At 65.5% G+C, this 15985-nt stretch carries 34 protein-coding genes; 15 read left to right on the top strand and 19 right to left on the bottom strand.

The genetic code is table 11. The features are described 5' to 3' along the window. Positions 1-10: 10 nt before the first annotated feature. Genes ACCQ16_RS08740 through ACCQ16_RS08730 form a run of 3 tightly spaced genes read right to left on the bottom strand, consistent with a single transcriptional unit; the run spans position 11 to position 1379 of the window. Positions 11-226, bottom strand: a complete 216-nt coding sequence (locus ACCQ16_RS08740; RefSeq protein WP_104576885.1) for a hypothetical protein — start codon at positions 224-226, stop codon at positions 11-13. Next, positions 223-720 carry a hypothetical protein gene (locus ACCQ16_RS08735; protein WP_372380290.1) on the bottom strand — a complete coding sequence of 166 codons (498 nt, stop codon included), beginning with the start codon at positions 718-720 and terminating at the stop codon, positions 223-225. Before ACCQ16_RS08735 ends, ACCQ16_RS08740 begins: the two co-directional genes overlap by 4 nt. 2 nt (positions 721-722) lie before the next feature. Then, positions 723-1379: a glycoside hydrolase family 19 protein gene (locus ACCQ16_RS08730; RefSeq protein WP_372380289.1), complete on the bottom strand. Its 657-nt coding sequence runs from the start codon at positions 1377-1379 to the stop codon at positions 723-725. A 332-nt stretch (positions 1380-1711) separates the two neighbouring features. Between ACCQ16_RS08730 and ACCQ16_RS08725 the strand changes: the two genes are divergently transcribed. Further along, complete coding sequence (locus ACCQ16_RS08725) at positions 1712-1921, top strand: hypothetical protein (RefSeq protein WP_372380288.1); 210 nt, start codon at positions 1712-1714, stop codon at positions 1919-1921. 89 nt (positions 1922-2010) lie between these two features. Here ACCQ16_RS08725 and ACCQ16_RS08720 read toward each other — a convergent pair whose 3' ends face one another. The 14 genes from ACCQ16_RS08720 to ACCQ16_RS08655 all read right to left on the bottom strand — a co-directional run bounded on the left by ACCQ16_RS08720 (position 2011) and on the right by ACCQ16_RS08655 (position 8206). After that, positions 2011-2385, bottom strand: a complete 375-nt coding sequence (locus ACCQ16_RS08720; protein WP_372380287.1) for a hypothetical protein — start codon at positions 2383-2385, stop codon at positions 2011-2013. Then, entirely contained in the window at positions 2382-2753 is a 372-nt protein-coding gene (locus ACCQ16_RS08715) for a Ref family recombination enhancement nuclease (protein WP_372380350.1), read from the bottom strand. The genes ACCQ16_RS08720 and ACCQ16_RS08715 overlap by 4 nt, the downstream gene beginning before the upstream one ends. Next, positions 2753-3052 carry a hypothetical protein gene (locus ACCQ16_RS08710; protein WP_029828805.1) on the bottom strand — a complete coding sequence of 100 codons (300 nt, stop codon included), beginning with the start codon at positions 3050-3052 and terminating at the stop codon, positions 2753-2755. The genes ACCQ16_RS08715 and ACCQ16_RS08710 overlap by 1 nt, the downstream gene beginning before the upstream one ends. Beyond that, the gene (locus tag ACCQ16_RS08705) at positions 3049-3498 is read right to left on the bottom strand and encodes a hypothetical protein (RefSeq protein WP_372380286.1); all 450 of its coding nucleotides are present in this window, start codon (positions 3496-3498) and stop codon (positions 3049-3051) included. The genes ACCQ16_RS08710 and ACCQ16_RS08705 overlap by 4 nt, the downstream gene beginning before the upstream one ends. Position 3499: 1 nt before the next feature. Continuing rightward, positions 3500-3679 carry a hypothetical protein gene (locus ACCQ16_RS08700; RefSeq protein WP_372380285.1) on the bottom strand — a complete coding sequence of 60 codons (180 nt, stop codon included), beginning with the start codon at positions 3677-3679 and terminating at the stop codon, positions 3500-3502. Next, positions 3679-3876 carry a hypothetical protein gene (locus tag ACCQ16_RS08695; RefSeq protein WP_372380284.1) on the bottom strand — a complete coding sequence of 66 codons (198 nt, stop codon included), beginning with the start codon at positions 3874-3876 and terminating at the stop codon, positions 3679-3681. The genes ACCQ16_RS08700 and ACCQ16_RS08695 overlap by 1 nt, the downstream gene beginning before the upstream one ends. Then, a complete protein-coding gene (locus ACCQ16_RS08690; RefSeq protein ID WP_372380283.1) occupies positions 3873-4094 on the bottom strand; it encodes a hypothetical protein in 222 nt (73 codons plus the stop codon). The genes ACCQ16_RS08695 and ACCQ16_RS08690 overlap by 4 nt, the downstream gene beginning before the upstream one ends. Before the next feature lie 7 nt (positions 4095-4101). After that, positions 4102-4815: a phage antirepressor KilAC domain-containing protein gene (locus ACCQ16_RS08685; RefSeq protein ID WP_372380282.1), complete on the bottom strand. Its 714-nt coding sequence runs from the start codon at positions 4813-4815 to the stop codon at positions 4102-4104. Beyond that, positions 4812-5186 (bottom strand): RusA family crossover junction endodeoxyribonuclease, encoded by a 375-nt coding sequence (locus tag ACCQ16_RS08680; RefSeq protein ID WP_372380281.1) that lies wholly within the window; start codon positions 5184-5186, stop codon positions 4812-4814. The genes ACCQ16_RS08685 and ACCQ16_RS08680 overlap by 4 nt, the downstream gene beginning before the upstream one ends. Next, on the bottom strand, positions 5183-5803 hold the full coding sequence (locus ACCQ16_RS08675; RefSeq protein WP_372380280.1) for a hypothetical protein: 621 nt from the start codon (positions 5801-5803) through the stop codon (positions 5183-5185). The genes ACCQ16_RS08680 and ACCQ16_RS08675 overlap by 4 nt, the downstream gene beginning before the upstream one ends. After that, entirely contained in the window at positions 5800-6306 is a 507-nt protein-coding gene (locus ACCQ16_RS08670; RefSeq protein ID WP_372380279.1) for a hypothetical protein, read from the bottom strand. Before ACCQ16_RS08670 ends, ACCQ16_RS08675 begins: the two co-directional genes overlap by 4 nt. Then, a complete protein-coding gene (locus ACCQ16_RS08665) occupies positions 6299-7225 on the bottom strand; it encodes a helix-turn-helix domain-containing protein (RefSeq protein ID WP_372380278.1) in 927 nt (308 codons plus the stop codon). Before ACCQ16_RS08665 ends, ACCQ16_RS08670 begins: the two co-directional genes overlap by 8 nt. A gap of 211 nt (positions 7226-7436) precedes the next feature. Next, positions 7437-7730, bottom strand: coding sequence for a hypothetical protein (locus tag ACCQ16_RS08660; protein ID WP_372380277.1), 294 nt, complete (start codon positions 7728-7730; stop codon positions 7437-7439). Continuing rightward, a complete protein-coding gene (locus ACCQ16_RS08655; protein WP_372380276.1) occupies positions 7730-8206 on the bottom strand; it encodes a phage regulatory CII family protein in 477 nt (158 codons plus the stop codon). Before ACCQ16_RS08655 ends, ACCQ16_RS08660 begins: the two co-directional genes overlap by 1 nt. Positions 8207-8381: 175 nt before the next feature. Between ACCQ16_RS08655 and ACCQ16_RS08650 the strand changes: the two genes are divergently transcribed. Next, positions 8382-8672 carry a hypothetical protein gene (locus tag ACCQ16_RS08650; RefSeq protein ID WP_372380275.1) on the top strand — a complete coding sequence of 97 codons (291 nt, stop codon included), beginning with the start codon at positions 8382-8384 and terminating at the stop codon, positions 8670-8672. A 113-nt stretch (positions 8673-8785) separates the two neighbouring features. Here the strand turns inward: ACCQ16_RS08650 and ACCQ16_RS08645 are convergent, their stop codons facing one another. Beyond that, the gene (locus ACCQ16_RS08645; RefSeq protein WP_372380274.1) at positions 8786-9247 is read right to left on the bottom strand and encodes a hypothetical protein; all 462 of its coding nucleotides are present in this window, start codon (positions 9245-9247) and stop codon (positions 8786-8788) included. A 73-nt stretch (positions 9248-9320) separates the two neighbouring features. On the opposite strand from ACCQ16_RS08645, the gene ACCQ16_RS08640 reads away from it, so the two are divergent. Beyond that, complete coding sequence (locus ACCQ16_RS08640) at positions 9321-9989, top strand: XRE family transcriptional regulator (RefSeq protein ID WP_372380273.1); 669 nt, start codon at positions 9321-9323, stop codon at positions 9987-9989. Positions 9990-10038: 49 nt separating this feature from the next. After that, a complete protein-coding gene (locus tag ACCQ16_RS08635; protein WP_372380272.1) occupies positions 10039-10464 on the top strand; it encodes a hypothetical protein in 426 nt (141 codons plus the stop codon). Positions 10465-10474: 10 nt separating this feature from the next. Here ACCQ16_RS08635 and ACCQ16_RS08630 read toward each other — a convergent pair whose 3' ends face one another. Then, entirely contained in the window at positions 10475-10993 is a 519-nt protein-coding gene (locus ACCQ16_RS08630; RefSeq protein ID WP_372380271.1) for a BRCT domain-containing protein, read from the bottom strand. A gap of 261 nt (positions 10994-11254) precedes the next feature. On the opposite strand from ACCQ16_RS08630, the gene ACCQ16_RS08625 reads away from it, so the two are divergent. From ACCQ16_RS08625 to ACCQ16_RS08575, 11 genes are read left to right on the top strand one after another with little or no spacing between them, the layout of a single operon-like run. Then, positions 11255-11422 (top strand): Lcl C-terminal domain-containing protein, encoded by a 168-nt coding sequence (locus tag ACCQ16_RS08625; protein ID WP_372380269.1) that lies wholly within the window; start codon positions 11255-11257, stop codon positions 11420-11422. Positions 11423-11455: 33 nt separating this feature from the next. Next, complete coding sequence (locus ACCQ16_RS08620; RefSeq protein WP_372380268.1) at positions 11456-11653, top strand: Lcl C-terminal domain-containing protein; 198 nt, start codon at positions 11456-11458, stop codon at positions 11651-11653. Between the two features lie 35 nt (positions 11654-11688). Further along, entirely contained in the window at positions 11689-12153 is a 465-nt protein-coding gene (locus ACCQ16_RS08615) for a hypothetical protein (RefSeq protein WP_372380267.1), read from the top strand. Then, positions 12150-12416, top strand: coding sequence for a hypothetical protein (locus ACCQ16_RS08610; RefSeq protein WP_372380266.1), 267 nt, complete (start codon positions 12150-12152; stop codon positions 12414-12416). Before ACCQ16_RS08615 ends, ACCQ16_RS08610 begins: the two co-directional genes overlap by 4 nt. Next, positions 12413-12781 (top strand): hypothetical protein, encoded by a 369-nt coding sequence (locus ACCQ16_RS08605; protein WP_372380265.1) that lies wholly within the window; start codon positions 12413-12415, stop codon positions 12779-12781. Before ACCQ16_RS08610 ends, ACCQ16_RS08605 begins: the two co-directional genes overlap by 4 nt. Next, the gene (locus tag ACCQ16_RS08600) at positions 12778-12942 is read left to right on the top strand and encodes a hypothetical protein (RefSeq protein WP_166743116.1); all 165 of its coding nucleotides are present in this window, start codon (positions 12778-12780) and stop codon (positions 12940-12942) included. Before ACCQ16_RS08605 ends, ACCQ16_RS08600 begins: the two co-directional genes overlap by 4 nt. After that, on the top strand, positions 12939-13157 hold the full coding sequence (locus ACCQ16_RS08595; protein ID WP_212579432.1) for a DUF7220 family protein: 219 nt from the start codon (positions 12939-12941) through the stop codon (positions 13155-13157). Before ACCQ16_RS08600 ends, ACCQ16_RS08595 begins: the two co-directional genes overlap by 4 nt. Then, a complete protein-coding gene (locus ACCQ16_RS08590; protein ID WP_372380263.1) occupies positions 13154-14494 on the top strand; it encodes a DNA-methyltransferase in 1341 nt (446 codons plus the stop codon). The genes ACCQ16_RS08595 and ACCQ16_RS08590 overlap by 4 nt, the downstream gene beginning before the upstream one ends. Further along, a complete protein-coding gene (locus tag ACCQ16_RS08585; RefSeq protein ID WP_372380262.1) occupies positions 14491-14769 on the top strand; it encodes a hypothetical protein in 279 nt (92 codons plus the stop codon). Before ACCQ16_RS08590 ends, ACCQ16_RS08585 begins: the two co-directional genes overlap by 4 nt. Beyond that, a complete protein-coding gene (locus ACCQ16_RS08580; protein WP_372380261.1) occupies positions 14762-15304 on the top strand; it encodes a phiTE_072 family protein in 543 nt (180 codons plus the stop codon). The genes ACCQ16_RS08585 and ACCQ16_RS08580 overlap by 8 nt, the downstream gene beginning before the upstream one ends. Further along, positions 15297-15971, top strand: a complete 675-nt coding sequence (locus ACCQ16_RS08575; RefSeq protein ID WP_372380260.1) for a hypothetical protein — start codon at positions 15297-15299, stop codon at positions 15969-15971. The genes ACCQ16_RS08580 and ACCQ16_RS08575 overlap by 8 nt, the downstream gene beginning before the upstream one ends. Positions 15972-15985: the final 14 nt, after the last annotated feature.

The raw sequence follows: 15985 nt of genomic DNA, 5'->3' as shown, positions 1-15985 counted from the left end.
CGGTCAGCCATCAGCTGCCGGGGCCTCGCCCTTTGTTGGTGAAGTAGTACTGCCCGATCGAGCCCATCAGCAGAATCAGGGCACCAAGCAGCATTTGGAACGCATCCCTGTTCTGATCCGGGATTGCCTCGGTCGTCAGCAGGAACATGCTGGCGCCGAACAGCGCAAAGGTGATCAGCGCCAAGCCGAAACGCGCCGCACCGGTGTTGCGCGTACTGAATGTCATGCGGGCAGGCTCGCTGCGCCCATCGCGAGGCGCATCACCAGCCGCGACACCGCGCGCTTATCGCGCTCGGTCGCGTCGCTGAAAAGCTCCCAGCGGAATTCCTGGATGACCGATCCGAACTCCAGCCAGTCGCCGCGCCGCGCCGCAGCCCACAGGTCCGTGGCGTCGCGCACCAGCTCGGCGCCGATGATGTCGGCGATCGCGATGATGTACGGCAGCGAGCGGCGCATCTCGGGGTGCACCGCCAGCAGTTCGAAGAAGCGGCCGCGCAGCGTCTCCTGCGCTTCCATGACGTCCTCGGTCAGCTCCAGCGTGGCCACCCGTTCGCTCTGTTCGCGCGTCTCGATGGCACGGCCGTAGCCGAGCCGCAGGACGTTGCGTGCATCGCGGCGCGGGCGCGACGTTCGCCCCCAGCACTCCTGCAGCAGCACCACTGCCTCATCGAGCGATTGACGCTCCGCAGCCAGCAGGGTGGCGTCGTCGAGGTCCGGCACTATCATGCTCCGAGCGCCTTCAGCGCTTTCGCGTAGCGCGCGCGCCGATCGGCGGCGCCGTTCTGCCCACCGTTGACGCGCTCGGTGATGTCGTCGAAGCGGCCAGCATCGGCCAGCGGGTTGAGGTTGCGGGAGTCCCAGAACGCGGCGGCAGCCAGTGCGCCCCACTTGGGCTGCTCCAGCGCCTCCGGCTGCTTCTCGAAGTCCGGCACGTCCCGCACGCCCTTGGCGCGCAGCGTGTCGCGCATGCCGGCGCAGTTGGCTCGACCGGTGTTCTGGATCGGACCGCGGCCGCGGAATCGATAACCGTCGCCGCTCGCTTCGTCGCCATTGCCCAGGCGGTTCGCATACGCCGCATTCCCCAAGCCAACCGAGTTGCGAGCCAGCTCCTTTACCCGTGGCAGCAGTGAGCGCCAGCGGCTTCCCGGCGCCGCGCGCTTGCACACGGCCGTCAGGTTTCCCAGGCTGTAGTTCAGCCCTTCCACCACTGCGGCCAGGCCTGCGGACTCGTGGCCAACCTGCGCCAAAAACGCGGCCATGCGGCGCGGCGTGCTGATGCCATACAGGCGGCACGCCTCGCTGATCGGCTCGATCCAGCGCTCCGCAGTCTGGTCGGAGCAACCCACCGCCTGCTTCAATTGTTGGGCGGTAAGCTGCATTCGATGCTCCAGAAACGCGAAAGCCCCACCAGATGGCGGGGCTCGAGAATTTGCAGGCGGCCGTCTCCAGCCCTTCGGCGGCCGGCATCCGCCAACCCAACCTGCGTGATTGTTGAGCCGGCACAGCGGATGCGTCGCTGAGGCGCCGCCGTCACGGAGCGCCCCTTCTATGCGACTCCAGCGGGAAGCCTCTCGGCTAGCCGATCGCCTGGATTCACACCCACTGTGATTACCGACTCGTAAAACGTAGCGAAGCATGCCAACCGCCCCCAAATTCTCGGAGGCCGCGTTGTAGACTCCTTGGAGCGCAACCGCGCTCAAGGGAGAGATTAATGAGCCAACACGAATATGGTCACCAGGGGCTTTTCATCAACCCGCGTTTCGTGACCTCAATCAGTGCAGTTAGCTCTTCACCGATGACGGGGAAAAGTACCTTTGTGGTCTATATCCAAGGCGAAGGCGACGGCACAAAGCTATTTTATGAATCTGCCTCAGAGGCTGAAGACGCCCGAGAGCAACTGATAGCCGCAGCCCTTCGTTGAGATGCAAAAAAGCCCCGGCATCTCTGCAGGGGCTTTTCTCACCAATGCGCTTATTTTGGATAAAGACCCCTGGGTGTCAAGCATATTTTTCATCCGTCCATTCGAAACTCGCGCCAGTGCTTACCGCCGGCTCCGTCGGGCCAGTCCGCATGCGCGCCGGCAGCCTCCATCGCGCTGCGCATTGCGCCCTTGTCGGCCTCCTGATCCGTGCGCATGTGCAGCCATGATCCGTGCTGCCAGTACTCGCCGAGCGCGGACGCCATGCCGGCAACAGCCGCGTGCGCCGCACGTTCGCTGCAGGTGGGCATGGTCCAGACCTTTGCGATGCGCGATGGACATGCTTCCTGCACCTGCTTCAGCGTGGCCGCCAGGTCTACAGCCCGGCCGAGGCGGAACGCGCTCTTCCCGTCCGCCAGCGGCACCGCCGCCAGGTACACCCACCACCGCTTCAGCGCGCGCTTCATGCCATCACCAGTTGTCGTTCAATCCATTCGGTCTGCAGCGCGATCAGCTCGTCGTCGCTGCCGTAGGTCTCGTGGAACAGCGCGCTCCCGTCCATCAGCGATGGGCCGTAGCGATCGCGGGTGCTGCTGGTCGTCTGCCTGGGCATCGGGTGCGCACGGTGGTGCCACACGCACAGCGCGTAGCCGAACAGGTGACCGCGCCGGCGGTTGCCGCTCTTGCAGTGGTTGTAGTCGCAGCCCACCACCACCAGCTGCTGCGGCAGCAGGCCGGCTGCCATGCGGACCACGCACGCCATGCACGGCCCTTCCTTCGACAGCTCGAACCGCACCACCTCCTCGGCTGTCGGCGTGCCGGTGCTGTGGCGCATCACCACCACCTCAGGGCTAGATCCGCCTCTGCTTCCGACTGCAGGAGCCGCACCGGGCGGATGCATATCGCTTCGCCGGCGATCTCCTCGTGGTGCTGGAGCAGATACTCCAGCGCTTTCGCTTCCTCACCATGGCGGAAATAGGCGACGATCAGGCCGCAAGCCTCGACACGAAGCGCCGGGATCCGATCCTCGTCTTTCTTTACCTGGAGAGCTCTGTCCAGCGCCTCTTTGGCCTGAATCAGCTCCCCCATGTCTGCGCCGTGCAGCCATGCCCCTACGTCGGCGAAGTTCGTCATGCGACCACCTGCAGCAGCGGGCGCACAGCGTTCGGGCGCAGGCGCCGGCCGACCAGCTCGAACCCGGCCGCGCGCAGGGTCAGGTAGGCGCCCTGGCGCAGCGGCGCGTGCCCGGCGTTGGCGATCAGGTTGTTCGCCGTCTCCATGCGCTCGAAGTTCTTGCGGCCGCGCCCGCAGTAGTAGCCGCGCAGCACGCAGGCCATCACCACGTCCTGCCGGGCGATGCCGCCAATCACGTCCTCCACGCGCTGGGCGCGGGCGTCCACCTCCAGCGGCTTGAACCCCACGTTCGGCGGCGGCATCTCGCCGCGGTGCTCGATCAGCACCTGCAGCATGTTCTTGCTGGCCAGGCCCAGATAGTCGAAGCCGCGGTGCAGCGCGAACTCAAAGCCCCACCATTCTAGGTCGGAGCGCGTCGCCTCGGTGAAGCTGTCGAACTCGGCCATGTCAGGCCCTCCCCTGCACCGGCTCTGCGCTGCCGTCCCGGCCCAAGCACCACACCTGGCCGTCGACGTGCACGTTTGCCCACCGGGCGCCCTGCAGCAGCAGCCAGTGCGTCGCGTCGTCCAGCGACTCGAACTCGTGGCGCGTGGCGCGCGGGTCGGCTGCGTTGGTTTTCGTGTCCATCAATTCCCCCTCTTCTCTGCTGCTGCCGCGATGCGTTCGAACTTGCGGGCCTGGTACTCATTGGCCTGGATCGCCGCGCTTTTGCTCCTGCGCTCGCGCTCGCCAATGGCCGGCTTGCTGTGGATGCCGTCGAGCCGCGCACGGATCTGGCTGGCTTGGCTGCGCGCCCAGGCCGAGCGCTTGGCCGGCGCGCTCATGCCTGTCCGTTCCCGCCGCGGCCGAACGCGGTGCGCACGCGCTGCGTCCAGACGTACAGCGGCCAGCACCAGCTCGCGCGGAACCGCGCGTTCTCGCTGCTGACCTCGATCAGCTTCTGCAGATTGCTGCCCAGGTTGGCGCGGAGCACGTCCTTGGTCGGCTGCTTCATGCGGCGCGGCTGCGGCGCGGGCTGGTTGGAGATCAGGTCTTCGCTCATCGGGGCCTCAGTGGTGCGTAACGGTGGAAAGCGCGGCCGGCGCGCTGAGCGCCTTGGCCAAGTTGGTGAGGCCCTTAGCGGTGACGCGTACCTGCGTGCGCACCCACTCGCTGCCGTCCGGCTTGGCGCCAGTGGTGACCTTGTGCTCCAGGCAGCCGCTGTGCAGCCGGCTGGCGTAGGCCAGCCAGGTCGAGGCCAGCGGATGGCGATAGATCCAGTGCTTCTGCTCTAGCAGCGACAGGAACTCACGCTCGGGGATCTGCAGCGCCTTGGCCGCCTCGCGTAGCGGCACCGATCCGCGCGCGGTCGCGATCCGGTCCAGCGCGTCAGCTTTGGGCGTCAGCTCCTCGACGCGGCCGGCGTAGCTGGCCAGCAGCCCGCGCAGCGCGGCCGGGTCCGACAGCAGCGCCAGCGGGTCGGCCGGCGCGGCGACGCGGCGCTCCAGCTCCTGCCAGCGGTCGACCAGGCGCGCAGTGAACTCCGGCGACAGCTGCGCGACGACCACGATGCTGTCGCGCTTGCCCTGCTCACCGGTGAATACGAAATCGGCGGCGGGACGGCCGGCAGTGGGCTTTTCCTCAATTTGAGGAGAAGCAATCACGCCCTGCTGAACCAGGGTTTCGATGGTCCGCTTGACGTTGTCGTGGCGCTTTTCGACGAGCTCGGCGATCTCGCGGCTGGTGATCGCCGGCGCATCGCCGGCAATGGTGAGTTGGCTCATGGGTGCACGTCCTGGCTCGCGCCGGTGATGATGAAAACCACCTCGCCGCCCTTGCGCGGCTCTGCGCGCACCAGCGGGTGGGAAATGAAGCGCTGGTCGTCGATGCCCAGCACCTGGGCCAGGCCATCCCGATACGCCTTGCAGCGGCCGAGCATGTTGTCGTCGTCCGGCATCTGCCTCGTCGGCGGGTAGAAGTCGATCCACAGGTGCAGACGGCCTGCCGGCAACTGCATGCCCTTCCAGCCAGCCTGTAGCGCGGCGAGTACTGCGTGCTGGCGCGCGCTCTTCGTCGCCTTCGCCTTGCGGGACCAGTGCACACGCGCGTTCGGCGAGAGATCCTTGCTCGGCCACGGGAGCGTCAGGGAAATCACGCGCGGCTCCGATCGGGGACGTACTGCTCGATGCCCGGCAAGCGAATCACCCGGCCGCCAGAACGCAGGAACTCGTCGACGGTCTGGGCGCGAGGGCGCGGCGGCAGCGCGGAAACCGGCTTCGCGGCGGCCAGGCGCGTCGCGATCACGGTGTAACCAGCCGGCGACACCTTCGGCCGCGGCTTCGGCGCTGGTCGCGCTCGCACGCGCTGCGCTTTCCGGCGCTCGCGGATCTTTGCGCGCTCTGCCTTCTGCGCCGCGATCCGGTCCAGACGCAACGCCTTGCGGAGCGCATCGTCTTCCCGCCGCTCCGCCATCGTCCGCCCGCCATTGTTGATATGACGCTGCCGCATGTAGGCGCGGTGCTTCTCCACCCTGGACTGGCTCGGGCCGGTGTTGCGCGCCGGCGGCTCGCTCACGAATGCGTACGCCGTGCGGCGGCCACGGCCGGTGCGCTGCAGGTAGCCAGCATCCGTGTTGTCCTTCATCGCGCTGTAGTACGGGCGCCGTGGCTTGGCGCCGGCGGCGATGCCCATGCCGTCCAGGATCACCTGCGGCGTATGCGCACCCGGGTGCGCCTTCAACCACTCCCGCACGCGGCCCGGATAGTTCTTCATGCCGGCACCGCCGTGGCTTCGCCCAGCTCCATAGCTGCCCGCGCAAGCGCGGCGCGGGCCGATTCGCGGTCTGCAACTTCCGGCGCCTTCGCCGGCGGCGGCAGCGCCGTGGTGGCAGGCTCCGGGACCTCACCGCCGCGCATGACGTGCTCGCGCGCCAGTTCGTACGCCTCGCGCACCATGCGATCGGCATCGCTGGCGCTGGCGCCGCGGTAGCGATAGCCGTCCAACTTCAGCCCCACCAGCACGGTGAAGCCACTGCGCTCACCGCCCCCGCGCAGCTCGTTCGACACCTGTGCCAGGCTCGGCACGCCCAGACAGCGCGCGCGGAACTCCGGCAGCGTGGGCGGCCACGGGTCCGCCGCGGCGATGCATGCCGTCAGGCCTGCGCCGAGCTGCTGCGCCGTGACGCCGGCCAAGCCCTTCGCCCAAGTGCTGCCCGCGCCGGTCGAGGGATCCGCGCCAAAGCCGCTGGTCCAGCGCGTGCCGTAGATCTCAGCCATGCGCGTCCACACCGTGGCGATCGATGTGATCGAAATCGGCGGCGGCGTGGCCGGCGGCGACGCGTTGGACGGCTTCGCGGGCAAAGCGTTGGGTGCGCTCGGCAGCGCTTTCGCGAGGGATTGCATGGGCGGATGCTCCGGAGGTGATGGGGTTTGCGCCCGTGGCGCGCTGACGGCGGGCCGTGGCGATCAGGTAGGCGGCTGGCTTGTCCGGGTACACGTCGGACAGTTCAAGCAGGTGCTGGGCGGTGACGCCCTCGCCTGCTGCGGCGATCAGGTCGGGGTTCTGGCTGGTGATGCGCAGGCCGGGGCGGTTCAGCGCCAGGGCGCCGCGATTCAACGCTGCTGCGATGGAACCTGCCGGTGTTCCACACACACCATGCGCAGCGTCAGCGCCATTGGTGTGTGGTGTATTGGTTCCCTGATGGTTATATGACGGTTCCGTGTCCCGTTTTTGGGACTGTTCCGGCGGAAAAACGGGACTGTTTGCAGGGAAAACCGGGACTGTTACCTCTTCGAAAGAGTCCCAATTTCGGGACTGTTCTTCGCCAAAATGTTCCACGCAATAACGGTCCCGTTTTTGGGACTGTTCGATTTGATGTTCCACGGGCGAAGAAGGCACCGATGCATCGGCCGGCTGAGCGGCAGCACTCGGTGGGTTGAGGCGGTAGACGATCACCTGGCTGGTGGTGCCGCGGCGGTGGCCGGTGTCGCGAATGAGGCCAGCCGCCACCAGGCGCGCCATGTTCGTCAGCACCGTCTTGCGGTCCTGACCTGTTGCCTCGGCGAGGTATGCGACGGACGGGTAAGCCTCCCAGTTGTCGCCGCCGGCGCAGTTGGCCAGCACCACCAGAACGAACTTGGCGGACGACTTGTCCATGGGCTGCTTCAGCGCCCAGGTGATGGCCTCGACGCTCATAGGCTGATCACCACGCCGCCAAGGGACTGGCCGCGCCAGCTACGAAACGCGCGTGCAATTGCTCCGTTCCGCTTCCGGCGGATGTGGAACTTCGGCTGGGAATCGGACCATAGGAAATTCTGCACCCTCTTCACTGGCAGATTGAGCGCGGCCGCGATCTCAGCCGGGCTGCAGCTCTCATCGCGAAGCAAACGCATTTGGGCAGCCATGCTCACTGCTCACCGCCCTGCGCTGCTGCCTGCGCCGCTTCCTTCTCCGCTTCCTCGGCGACCGCTTCCCAATGGGCAACTCGCTTGTCGAGCGCCTTGATGCGTGCGGTGAGCAGAGCGCGCAGGTGCGGGTTCGTGGTTGCCCGGCGTGTGAAACCTGCGGTTTCCCTCATGAGTTGCGTGGAGTCGGCCATTGAGCGGGCACGCGCTGCCTTGTCCAGCGAAGGACCTTTCAGACCGTCCGGTGTCGCCTGCAGCGACTTCAGCACCAGCGGATGCTTCGATCCCCAGGACATCAGTGCGCTCCCGCCTGGGCCGCTGCGCGTGCACGAGCGCTCAACTGCACGAGAAACGCTTGGGCCTTCAAGCAAAGCTGATCAACTTGATCGGCTTCATTGGGGCTAACCTTGTGGTCGGCCAATACTTCCGAAAGCAGCATTGCGAGCGCACCCTTCGCGCCGCTGGCGGCCAGAAAGCTGTCCATCAATCCACCCGCTTCACCTGGTTCGAGCAGCACCAGGCCGAATCCGTGTTCCGCCGCCAACGAGTGCAGCACACGGAAGTCGCCCGTCAGGCCCATGATTTCGCTTGCTTCGAGCAGCCCGTAAATGTGGGTGCGTGTGTTCGGGTTGACCTTGCTGTTGAGCACGGCTTCCGACATCTCGACGAGCTCGCCCCTTTGATTCTGGCGAGGAGCCATTCGCTTCACGAGCGCACCAGCGCCGCCGGGGTAATCGTGAACGGTGTGATACGCAGCGTCGGCAATGTTCATAGAGGTGATCCGAAAACGTGGTTTGAAGTGACGGCGGCCGGCAACATCACGGCCATGGAGAACAACTGCTCTGGAACAGCACCGGCCTCAGCCGGAACGCATCAAAATGGCGTCGCCCTCACCGCGGTACGCTGGTGCCCCCACGGCTCCAACGACTGCCCGCAAGGAGGGCGACATGGAAATCACCCGGAAGTACTTGTTCGTGATCGAACTCGAGGACCCGAAGGCTGCAGTCGCCAGGGGACCTGCAATCAAGGCAGAGCTGGTCAAGTACTCGATCAGGCGGCCGCCGATGGTTTTCGGAACGGCCAATCGCATGGGCTTCTTCATCGAGACTGCTCTTCCGTTGAAAGAGCTGAAGCTGGATGGTCACCTTTTGAACGGCGACTCGTGCTTGATAGTGGAACTCGGACAACGGCACGCAGTGGAGGGATACGCACTGCGCGATCTTTACGCCTGGCTCTGATCAACTCCTCGCCAAACCCGGCCCATGCCGCGTCTTGCAGCCGGTGGTACGGCCAAGCAATCAGCCAGCCGAGCAACCCGAACGGGAGCAGCAGCCACTCCAGCGCGCGCATCTCAGGCCACCTCCACGGGGACGATTCGCTCTGCGTCCAGATCGGACGGAGCCTTTGGTTCCTCGGTCGGCTGCGTGGCGACCAGCGCCAGGACGGTGGGCAGCGCGGGCAGCGGCGCGTCCTCGCCCCAGGCCTCAACCCTGTCGCGCGGCAGCTTCAACAACACGGCCAGGCCGGTTTCGTTCGAAAGGCCGAGCTTTGCGCGCAGCTCTCGCTTGGTGAACGACACTGCGCCCTGCGCTTCGCTGATGCTGGGCTCAGCGCGCGCGGAAGCGGCGGCGCCCACGATCGACAGATGAAGGTGATGCAGGCGAACTGCGGCCATACCTCCAGGCTCGCGCGTGCGTCCCTGCTTGATATCGCTCACGGCCTGCGGTGACTTCCCGATGAGCCGCCCGATTTCCGTCAGCGACTTGCCGCTCTCTTCGAGCCCCTTGATGCGATCCGACCAGGTCATCTCCATGGAACCCATGTTATGGGATGCCATAGATACAAGTCAACGGGATGCCATAACGCTATCCCGTAACAATTCCTCGATGACCATAGGCGAACGAATCAAGCAGGCACGTCAGCTCAAGGGCATGACGCGACCCCAGTTGTCCGAAGCGTCAGGCGTGAAGTACCCAACGCTTGCTGGCATCGAGAATAATGACCAGGCAGGCACAACGCAGTTGCCGGCCCTTGCGGAGGCGCTCGGCGTCAGTATCAGGTGGCTGCAAACCGGAAAGGGACCGAAAGATCCAGGGGCACCGCTGGTTGATGAGTCCGACTGGACTGACGTAACAGGCTGGTCCCAGGCAGCTGGCCTGGGCGCCGGCGCGGAGGCGCAGGAATACGCCGAGACCCACAGCCTCAAGTTCAAGAAGAGCAGCCTCCGCCGCCGTGGCATCCTGGGGCGCGACCTGGCCGTCTACTACGGACGCGGCGACAGCATGGAGCCGACCATCCAGGACGGCGACGCCATCCTGTTCGACACGTCGGACACCCGGCCGGTCGACGGCAGCCTCTACGTCATCCAGGTCGACGGCATGGCCAACCCCGAGTACTACGTCAAGCGCGCGATCATCCTGGACGCCGGGGTCTACTTCCAGAGCGACAACCCTGCCGGCGACCACCAATGGCGCAAGCCGAAGCCCATGGTCTCCAAGAAGCACCCGATCACCATCATCGGCCGCGTCCACTGGGTGGGCGGCTGGCGTGACTAACTTGCCCGACTAACTCAGTCTCTCTGCTCCTCGCACAAGGAAGAGCCCAATGAAGAAAGCCGCCCTAGTAATTTGCATCTCCCTGCTGGCAGCATGTGCCACCAAGCCTGTGTCAGATCAGACTGCTGTGCAGGCGCCAGCCGACAGGGTATTTGCTCACCAAAGGCCCGTGACAAACGGCGCAACCTTAATTGTCAGCAGGGACGCTGGCTTTGCAGGTAGCGGCTGCTCCGTGTTGGTGATGATTGACGGCGAAAAGGCTGCCGTACTCAAGCCAGGAGAGAGAGCCACGTTCAATCTGAGCAGCCCAGAAGTAGTGTTGGGCGCGCAGGCAACAGGTGGCGGAATATGCGGAGTCGCGCCGGAACGAATGAGGCGTGAAACTTCAGTACTGCTTCCAGCCGGCAGCAAGAAGAAGTATCGGATAGGCATCGGCGGATCCGGAGAACCCTTCATTTCCCCAACCACTCTGTGACACATGACCGCTAAATCAGATGCGTGACCCAATGCGCCTCGCTGACAATCGACAAGGGGTGCCCAGCATCCCTTACCTCGACAGCTTTCAGTATTTTTGTGCCTGCGTTGCTGTTTATCCAGTCGCGTGAACCCAGTTCGCCGATTATCAAATAGTGAGCCTTACGAGACGGTGCAGCACACAACTGCCCACCCCGCTTCTCGATCTCGGCTTTCACGTTTGCACGTGTGCCATAGGCAAAAGTCCCCGTCACTACGAACAGTGACCCTTCGTGAACGATGTCCGGCTCGGGTGTATCTATCGGCAAGTGGGTGGACAACGAGGCTGTCTGGGCAACAACATCGAAGGCTTCTCCGCCTACAAACCTGATCAACGTGTCATGCAGGTCGGCTGATTCATCCTCATCGATCACCCCATCCTCAAGAATGGTAGCCAGCAAGCTGTAGATCGGAGCAAAGGGATATTCGCCTACAAACGCTGAGTTGCGTTCGATCCAGCCTTTCAAAAACTCCGCCTCCTGCTGGCTCACGTGGCCATCCGCCAAGAGACCGCGGCATATTCCCACAAGCTCGCTTGAGGTCCTATCGATGCGCCTGCCAATGCTGATTCCGGCGCCTGGCGCCCTGTCGTCTAATACGCTCATTCCGTTCCCCTGACAGATGTCCGTTTGGTCAGAGCAGTGTCGAAGAAAAATTCTATGGAATCCCATTGACACTGGTCTATGGAATCCCATAGAGTTGCCCCGTCGCCCCAATAACACGGCATCCCGCCGCGGGGCACGGAGACTCCGATGGACCGTCAGGCCCAGCGCTTCACCCAGACCCATGGCGGCGTCCTGACCGTCATCGACGCGAACACCGGCCTCGAGTGGTCCGCACACCCCGTCGCCAAGAACGTCACCCACGAAGCCGCCGAAAAAGCCTGCACCGACCTGCAGCTCGGCGGCCATAGCGATTGACGCCTCCCCACCCGGCAGGAACTGCTCTCGCTGGTGGATCTGACCCGGCACGCGCCGGCGATCGACACCGATGCGTTTCCCGGCTTTCCCTCCGAGTGGTTCTGGACCAGCGACCTTTGCGCCTGGTCTTCGGCGTCCGCGTGGAGCGTCCATTTCGACTACGGCGACGTCGGCAGCTACGGCCGGGACGGCCTCGGGTTCGCGTTGGCGGTTCGCCGCGCCGGTCAGTAATCGGCTCTTTGCCGCTCTTCCTTCGAGGCATCCTCATGTCTACCTCTCGAGCAATCCTACTGCTGGCAGTTGCTGCCGCGATCAGTGCCTGCGCCGTCACCGGCCAGCCCGCTGCAGGGCCCACCACCGCCACCGGTGAGGGCATCCCCGAACAGCTGTCGATCACCTCGCCGCGCTTCTGCGCCGCCCTGGCCGTCTACGAGCTGGCCACCGTCGACGACTGGGGCCTGCGCGCCGGCATCGCCCGCGCCGCGCTCAACGGCTTTGCCGCCGCGGGCCGCGTGCCGGACTGCGCCCAGGGCGTGGCCGCCGCGCTCACCGATGGCGACTTCACCCCGCGCCGCTGGCAGGAAGCGCTCGACGCCGTGGACGCGGTCGACTCCGGCGACTACGCCCTGCCCGACGCCTGCGCCCGAGCCAACGCCATAATCCCGGCCGACGCGCACGTGGCAGCCCCGTGCGTCATGCACGGCCTGGCCTTCGTGGAGGTGCAGCCGTGAGCGCGTCCGTCGATGTGCTGGAGGTACTGGATCGCGCGACCGGTCAAGCAAGGATGGTCGCCGGCTTGGCAGGCGATCCGCAGGCCCGGAAGCTGCTTCAGGATCTCGCGTCTATCCGGAACGCGGTGGCCGACCTTCTCGATTTTGTCAGGGCTTCTACCTGCCACTGCAGCGCGTCCACGCAGCTCAGCTCCGGCCAAACACTGCCTGCAATCATCTGTGCACGATGCGACGCGCTGTCACGCACAGGCGGTGCCGCATGAGCCGCCAGTCCTACCGCCACACGGTGAAGGGCTTCCACAACGACGTGCAGCTCGCATGGTCCGACACCTCCCGCAGCTGGCTGCTGCAGGTGCTGGTGCGTGGCGTGCCGGTTGCCTCGATCGTCGCAGGCCGCGAGCCGGGTCTCAAGTTCGTCGCGCCTGAGACTGATGTCGCCGAGGGCCACCACGTCTACGTGCGCGGCGCCTTCATCGACCTGCCGGAAGAAAGCTGGCGCGAGCTCAAGTGCTGGTACGAAGCGATCGCCGATGCCGTCGCGCCGGCGCCGCCCGTCGAAGACCTGCCCCGCAACCTGCCGCCCATCGCGCCGCCGCTGGCGCCCTACGTACAGCGCGCGCACGCATGAGCACCAAGCAGACACCCGAACAGCGCGCGGCCCTGGCCCGCGCCAAGAAGCCCGGCGCGCACCCGTGGCGCATCTGGCAAGGCACCGCGAGCCAGGAGCGCGCCGTCGCGCGCCGCGCCGAAACCATCGTTCCCTACACCACCAGGTTGATCACGAAGTGAGCCAGTCCAAGCTCCAGTCGTTTCTCGAGGCCAACGTCAGCACCGCGATCGGCTTTGCCATCAGCTGGGCAGTCACGCCGCTGATCCTGGCCGCGTTCGGCTACTCGGTCGGCGCCGGCAAGGCCTTCGGGATCACCGCGGCCTACACCGTCATCTCGATCGTGCGCGGCTACCTGGTCCGCCGCGCTTTCAACCGCATGGAGGCACGCCGGTGATCCACGTTGGCGACTGCCTCAGCATCCTTCCCACCCTGGCCGCAAACTCGGTCGATGCGATCGTGACCGACCCGCCCTATGGAATTGGCTTCATGGGCAAAGCATGGGACGGGGCGGACATCACTGCGCGCCATGGTTACCGGCGCAGCATGCCATCGGCGGATCCAAGCGCCACCGAAAACGGCGCGCACAACAGCGCGGCCGCCGCAGCCGGCACATACGACATGAGCCCGGCAGCAATGCGAGCGTTTCAGCAATTCAGCACTGCATGGGCGACTGAGGCGCTGCGGGTGCTCAAGCCTGGCGGGTACCTGCTGTCCTTTGCTGCGCCTCGTACCTACCACCGCATGGCCAGCGGCGTCGAGGACGCTGGCTTTGAGATCCGCGACCAGCTTATGTGGATTTTCGGTTCTGGTTTCCCGAAGTCATACAACGGCCCGTGGGGCGGTACCGCGCTCAAGCCGGCACACGAGCCGATTCTGATGGCGCGCAAGCCGCTCATCGGAACCGTGGCGGCGAATCATTCGGCGTACGGCACCGGTGCTTTGAACATCGATGGGTGCCGGATCGGCACCATGGGCGAGCAGCTACGCGCGGGCGCTGGCGGTATCCCATGCCGCAACGACGTCGATACGCCGCGCGTTCGAACTGGCGAACCAAGCGCAGAACGCCGCTACACCAGCTGTGGCGCAAGCAACTTTGCAGCAACCCCTGGCCCGCGTGGAGGAGACCCGGCTGGCCGCTGGCCCGCCAACGTGATCACTGACGGAAGCGAGGAAGTTATTGCTGCCTTTCCGACTGCTCCGGGTCAACAGGGCGACCTACGTGGACACAGCCGGGACCGCAAGTCGCTGGGAATTTATGGGGACATGTCAGCTGCTCGCGATGCCATCGCTCGCCGCGACTCAGGCAGCGCTGCTCGCTTCTTCTACTGCGCGAAGGCCAGCAAGGCCGATCGCGATGAGGGCCTTGAGGGCTTCGCCAGGATCAGCGGCGGCATGGTGTCGAACACTAGCGGCCAACACATCACCCGCCGCGATGAGGGTTACGAACCGGCGGCGCGCGCGAACAACCATCCGACGGTGAAGCCGACGGACCTGATGCGCTACCTCTGCCGCCTGGTCACGCCGGCTGGCGGCACCGTGCTCGACCCCTTCATGGGGAGCGGCAGCACCGGCAAGGCAGCAGCGCTCGAGGGCTTTGCCTTCGTAGGCATCGAAATGGACCCCGCCTATGCAGCGATCGCGGAGGCGCGCATCGCCGCCGCAATCGAGGCAGCCGCGCGCGAGGCGGCACTGCCGACACAGATCGGCCTGCCGCTGGGAGACGTCGCATGACCATCTCCCTCCTCGGCCGCGGCCTCGACGCCATCCTGCAGCACGACCTCGCCGGCATGCCGCGCCAGATCACCGACGCCGCGCGCCTGCAGCGCTACGAGCGCGCCTGCCAGCTGCGCCGGGCCCAGCTCTCACCCGAAGCCCGCGAGATCGACCAGCTGCGCGAGCAGTTCGGCCGCAACTACCAGACCGCCTGGCGCAACGGCCAGCGCCCAGACCTCACCCAGATGCCGCGGCGCTTCGCGGCGATCGACAAGGAGCACAACCATGCGTGAGACCGCCACCTGTTTCACCATCGCCGCAAACGGCGAACACGGCCGGTTCTACCTCACCGAGGGAAATGAGCCAGACCGCCGCGGCGGCACGACGTATTGGTGCGTGCTGGTCTGCCACACCACGTTCGGCACCGTGGGCCACACATGGAACAGCATGGGCGGCCCTGCCTCATGGTTCCTTGGCAAAATCGGCCGCGACTACGCAATTGGCAAACTCTGGGGAGCGCAGAGCCAAATTTTCTGTGGCGAGAAAGCGGTAGCCGACATCCGCCGACTGATCATCGACGACCGACGCCAGGACGAGGTTTCTCGGGATGAGGCACGCGAGCGCTATGACTTGCTCCGCGATGGGATCGACAGCGAGTCGCATCTCGGCATGCTGGTCGAGCGGGAGGACTGGCTCTACGAAAGCCTGGTGTACGGCGGGCACCAGATCGGCAAGGTCGACAACCCGCAGGCCCTTGGGTTCTGGCAGAACTTGTGGCCGGCCTTCATCGCTGAGTTGACCTCCGAAGTGGGGGCGTGCCATGCGTGAGCGCCCCATCCGCCTCAAAGCGCACGAGGTGCGCGCCATCCTGTCCGGCGTAAAGACGCAGACGCGCCTCGTGGTGAAGCCGCAACCTCCTGCTGGTCACAAGTTCGCCGGCTTCACCACCTACAGCACTCATCGCGCGGACGAAGGGAAAGCTGTCTGGGCTGCCGGAGAAGTGCGCGCTGCGCTCATTGATGCGCATCGAGTGGCATGCCCTTTCGGCCAGCCCGGCGACCGGCTGTGGGTCAAGGAAACGACAGTGCGCGTGGAAGAGCACGGGTACATCGGACCGGTCTACGTAGCCTCGCAGGAAGGCCAGGATGTAATCAACTGGGGGCTTGCGCCGGCGCCCGATGACTGCACGGACGTCGAGCCGTACGAGATCAAGCTGCGCCCGTCGATCCACATGCCGCGCTCAATGTGCCGCCTCGTGCTGGAGATTACCGACGTGCGCGTCGAGCGGCTGCAGGCAATCAGCGCTGCAGATGCCGAGGCTGAGGGCCTGCGCAAATTCCCGTTTGAGGACAGCAACGCATGGGCGTGGCGCGACGGGGACCGGTGCGGCCATGCCTCGCCTACCGGCGCGTTCCGCAGCCTCTGGACCAGCACCGGCGGCGACTGGGACGCCAACCCCTGGGTGTGGGTCATCTCCTTCCGTCGCCTCCCCTAATTCTCTCTCCAAGG

The sequence above is a fragment of the Xanthomonas sp. NCPPB 1062 genome (assembly GCF_041481705.2).
GTDB classification, from domain to species: Bacteria; Pseudomonadota; Gammaproteobacteria; order Xanthomonadales; family Xanthomonadaceae; genus Xanthomonas; species Xanthomonas euvesicatoria.
Note: the sequence above shows the minus strand (reverse complement) of the source record. Positions and strands in the feature narration are given on the sequence as shown.

Coding starts and splice junctions, on each gene's coding strand:
- ACCQ16_RS08740 (WP_104576885.1), bottom strand. CDS start 226: ATGACATTCAGTACGCGCAACACCGGTGCGGCGCGTTTCGGCTTGGCG.
- ACCQ16_RS08730 (WP_372380289.1), bottom strand. CDS start 1,379: ATGCAGCTTACCGCCCAACAATTGAAGCAGGCGGTGGGTTGCTCCGAC.
- ACCQ16_RS08725 (WP_372380288.1), top strand. CDS start 1,712: ATGAGCCAACACGAATATGGTCACCAGGGGCTTTTCATCAACCCGCGT.
- ACCQ16_RS08720 (WP_372380287.1), bottom strand. CDS start 2,385: ATGAAGCGCGCGCTGAAGCGGTGGTGGGTGTACCTGGCGGCGGTGCCG.
- ACCQ16_RS08715 (WP_372380350.1), bottom strand. CDS start 2,753: ATGCGCCACAGCACCGGCACGCCGACAGCCGAGGAGGTGGTGCGGTTC.
- ACCQ16_RS08710 (WP_029828805.1), bottom strand. CDS start 3,052: ATGACGAACTTCGCCGACGTAGGGGCATGGCTGCACGGCGCAGACATG.
- ACCQ16_RS08705 (WP_372380286.1), bottom strand. CDS start 3,498: ATGGCCGAGTTCGACAGCTTCACCGAGGCGACGCGCTCCGACCTAGAA.
- ACCQ16_RS08700 (WP_372380285.1), bottom strand. CDS start 3,679: ATGGACACGAAAACCAACGCAGCCGACCCGCGCGCCACGCGCCACGAG.
- ACCQ16_RS08695 (WP_372380284.1), bottom strand. CDS start 3,876: ATGAGCGCGCCGGCCAAGCGCTCGGCCTGGGCGCGCAGCCAAGCCAGC.
- ACCQ16_RS08690 (WP_372380283.1), bottom strand. CDS start 4,094: ATGAGCGAAGACCTGATCTCCAACCAGCCCGCGCCGCAGCCGCGCCGC.
- ACCQ16_RS08685 (WP_372380282.1), bottom strand. CDS start 4,815: ATGAGCCAACTCACCATTGCCGGCGATGCGCCGGCGATCACCAGCCGC.
- ACCQ16_RS08675 (WP_372380280.1), bottom strand. CDS start 5,803: ATGAAGAACTATCCGGGCCGCGTGCGGGAGTGGTTGAAGGCGCACCCG.
- ACCQ16_RS08670 (WP_372380279.1), bottom strand. CDS start 6,306: ATGGCTGAGATCTACGGCACGCGCTGGACCAGCGGCTTTGGCGCGGAT.
- ACCQ16_RS08665 (WP_372380278.1), bottom strand. CDS start 7,225: ATGAGCGTCGAGGCCATCACCTGGGCGCTGAAGCAGCCCATGGACAAG.
- ACCQ16_RS08660 (WP_372380277.1), bottom strand. CDS start 7,730: ATGTCCTGGGGATCGAAGCATCCGCTGGTGCTGAAGTCGCTGCAGGCG.
- ACCQ16_RS08655 (WP_372380276.1), bottom strand. CDS start 8,206: ATGAACATTGCCGACGCTGCGTATCACACCGTTCACGATTACCCCGGC.
- ACCQ16_RS08650 (WP_372380275.1), top strand. CDS start 8,382: ATGGAAATCACCCGGAAGTACTTGTTCGTGATCGAACTCGAGGACCCG.
- ACCQ16_RS08645 (WP_372380274.1), bottom strand. CDS start 9,247: ATGGAGATGACCTGGTCGGATCGCATCAAGGGGCTCGAAGAGAGCGGC.
- ACCQ16_RS08640 (WP_372380273.1), top strand. CDS start 9,321: ATGACCATAGGCGAACGAATCAAGCAGGCACGTCAGCTCAAGGGCATG.
- ACCQ16_RS08635 (WP_372380272.1), top strand. CDS start 10,039: ATGAAGAAAGCCGCCCTAGTAATTTGCATCTCCCTGCTGGCAGCATGT.
- ACCQ16_RS08625 (WP_372380269.1), top strand. CDS start 11,255: ATGGACCGTCAGGCCCAGCGCTTCACCCAGACCCATGGCGGCGTCCTG.
- ACCQ16_RS08615 (WP_372380267.1), top strand. CDS start 11,689: ATGTCTACCTCTCGAGCAATCCTACTGCTGGCAGTTGCTGCCGCGATC.
- ACCQ16_RS08605 (WP_372380265.1), top strand. CDS start 12,413: ATGAGCCGCCAGTCCTACCGCCACACGGTGAAGGGCTTCCACAACGAC.
- ACCQ16_RS08600 (WP_166743116.1), top strand. CDS start 12,778: ATGAGCACCAAGCAGACACCCGAACAGCGCGCGGCCCTGGCCCGCGCC.
- ACCQ16_RS08585 (WP_372380262.1), top strand. CDS start 14,491: ATGACCATCTCCCTCCTCGGCCGCGGCCTCGACGCCATCCTGCAGCAC.
- ACCQ16_RS08580 (WP_372380261.1), top strand. CDS start 14,762: ATGCGTGAGACCGCCACCTGTTTCACCATCGCCGCAAACGGCGAACAC.
- ACCQ16_RS08575 (WP_372380260.1), top strand. CDS start 15,297: ATGCGTGAGCGCCCCATCCGCCTCAAAGCGCACGAGGTGCGCGCCATC.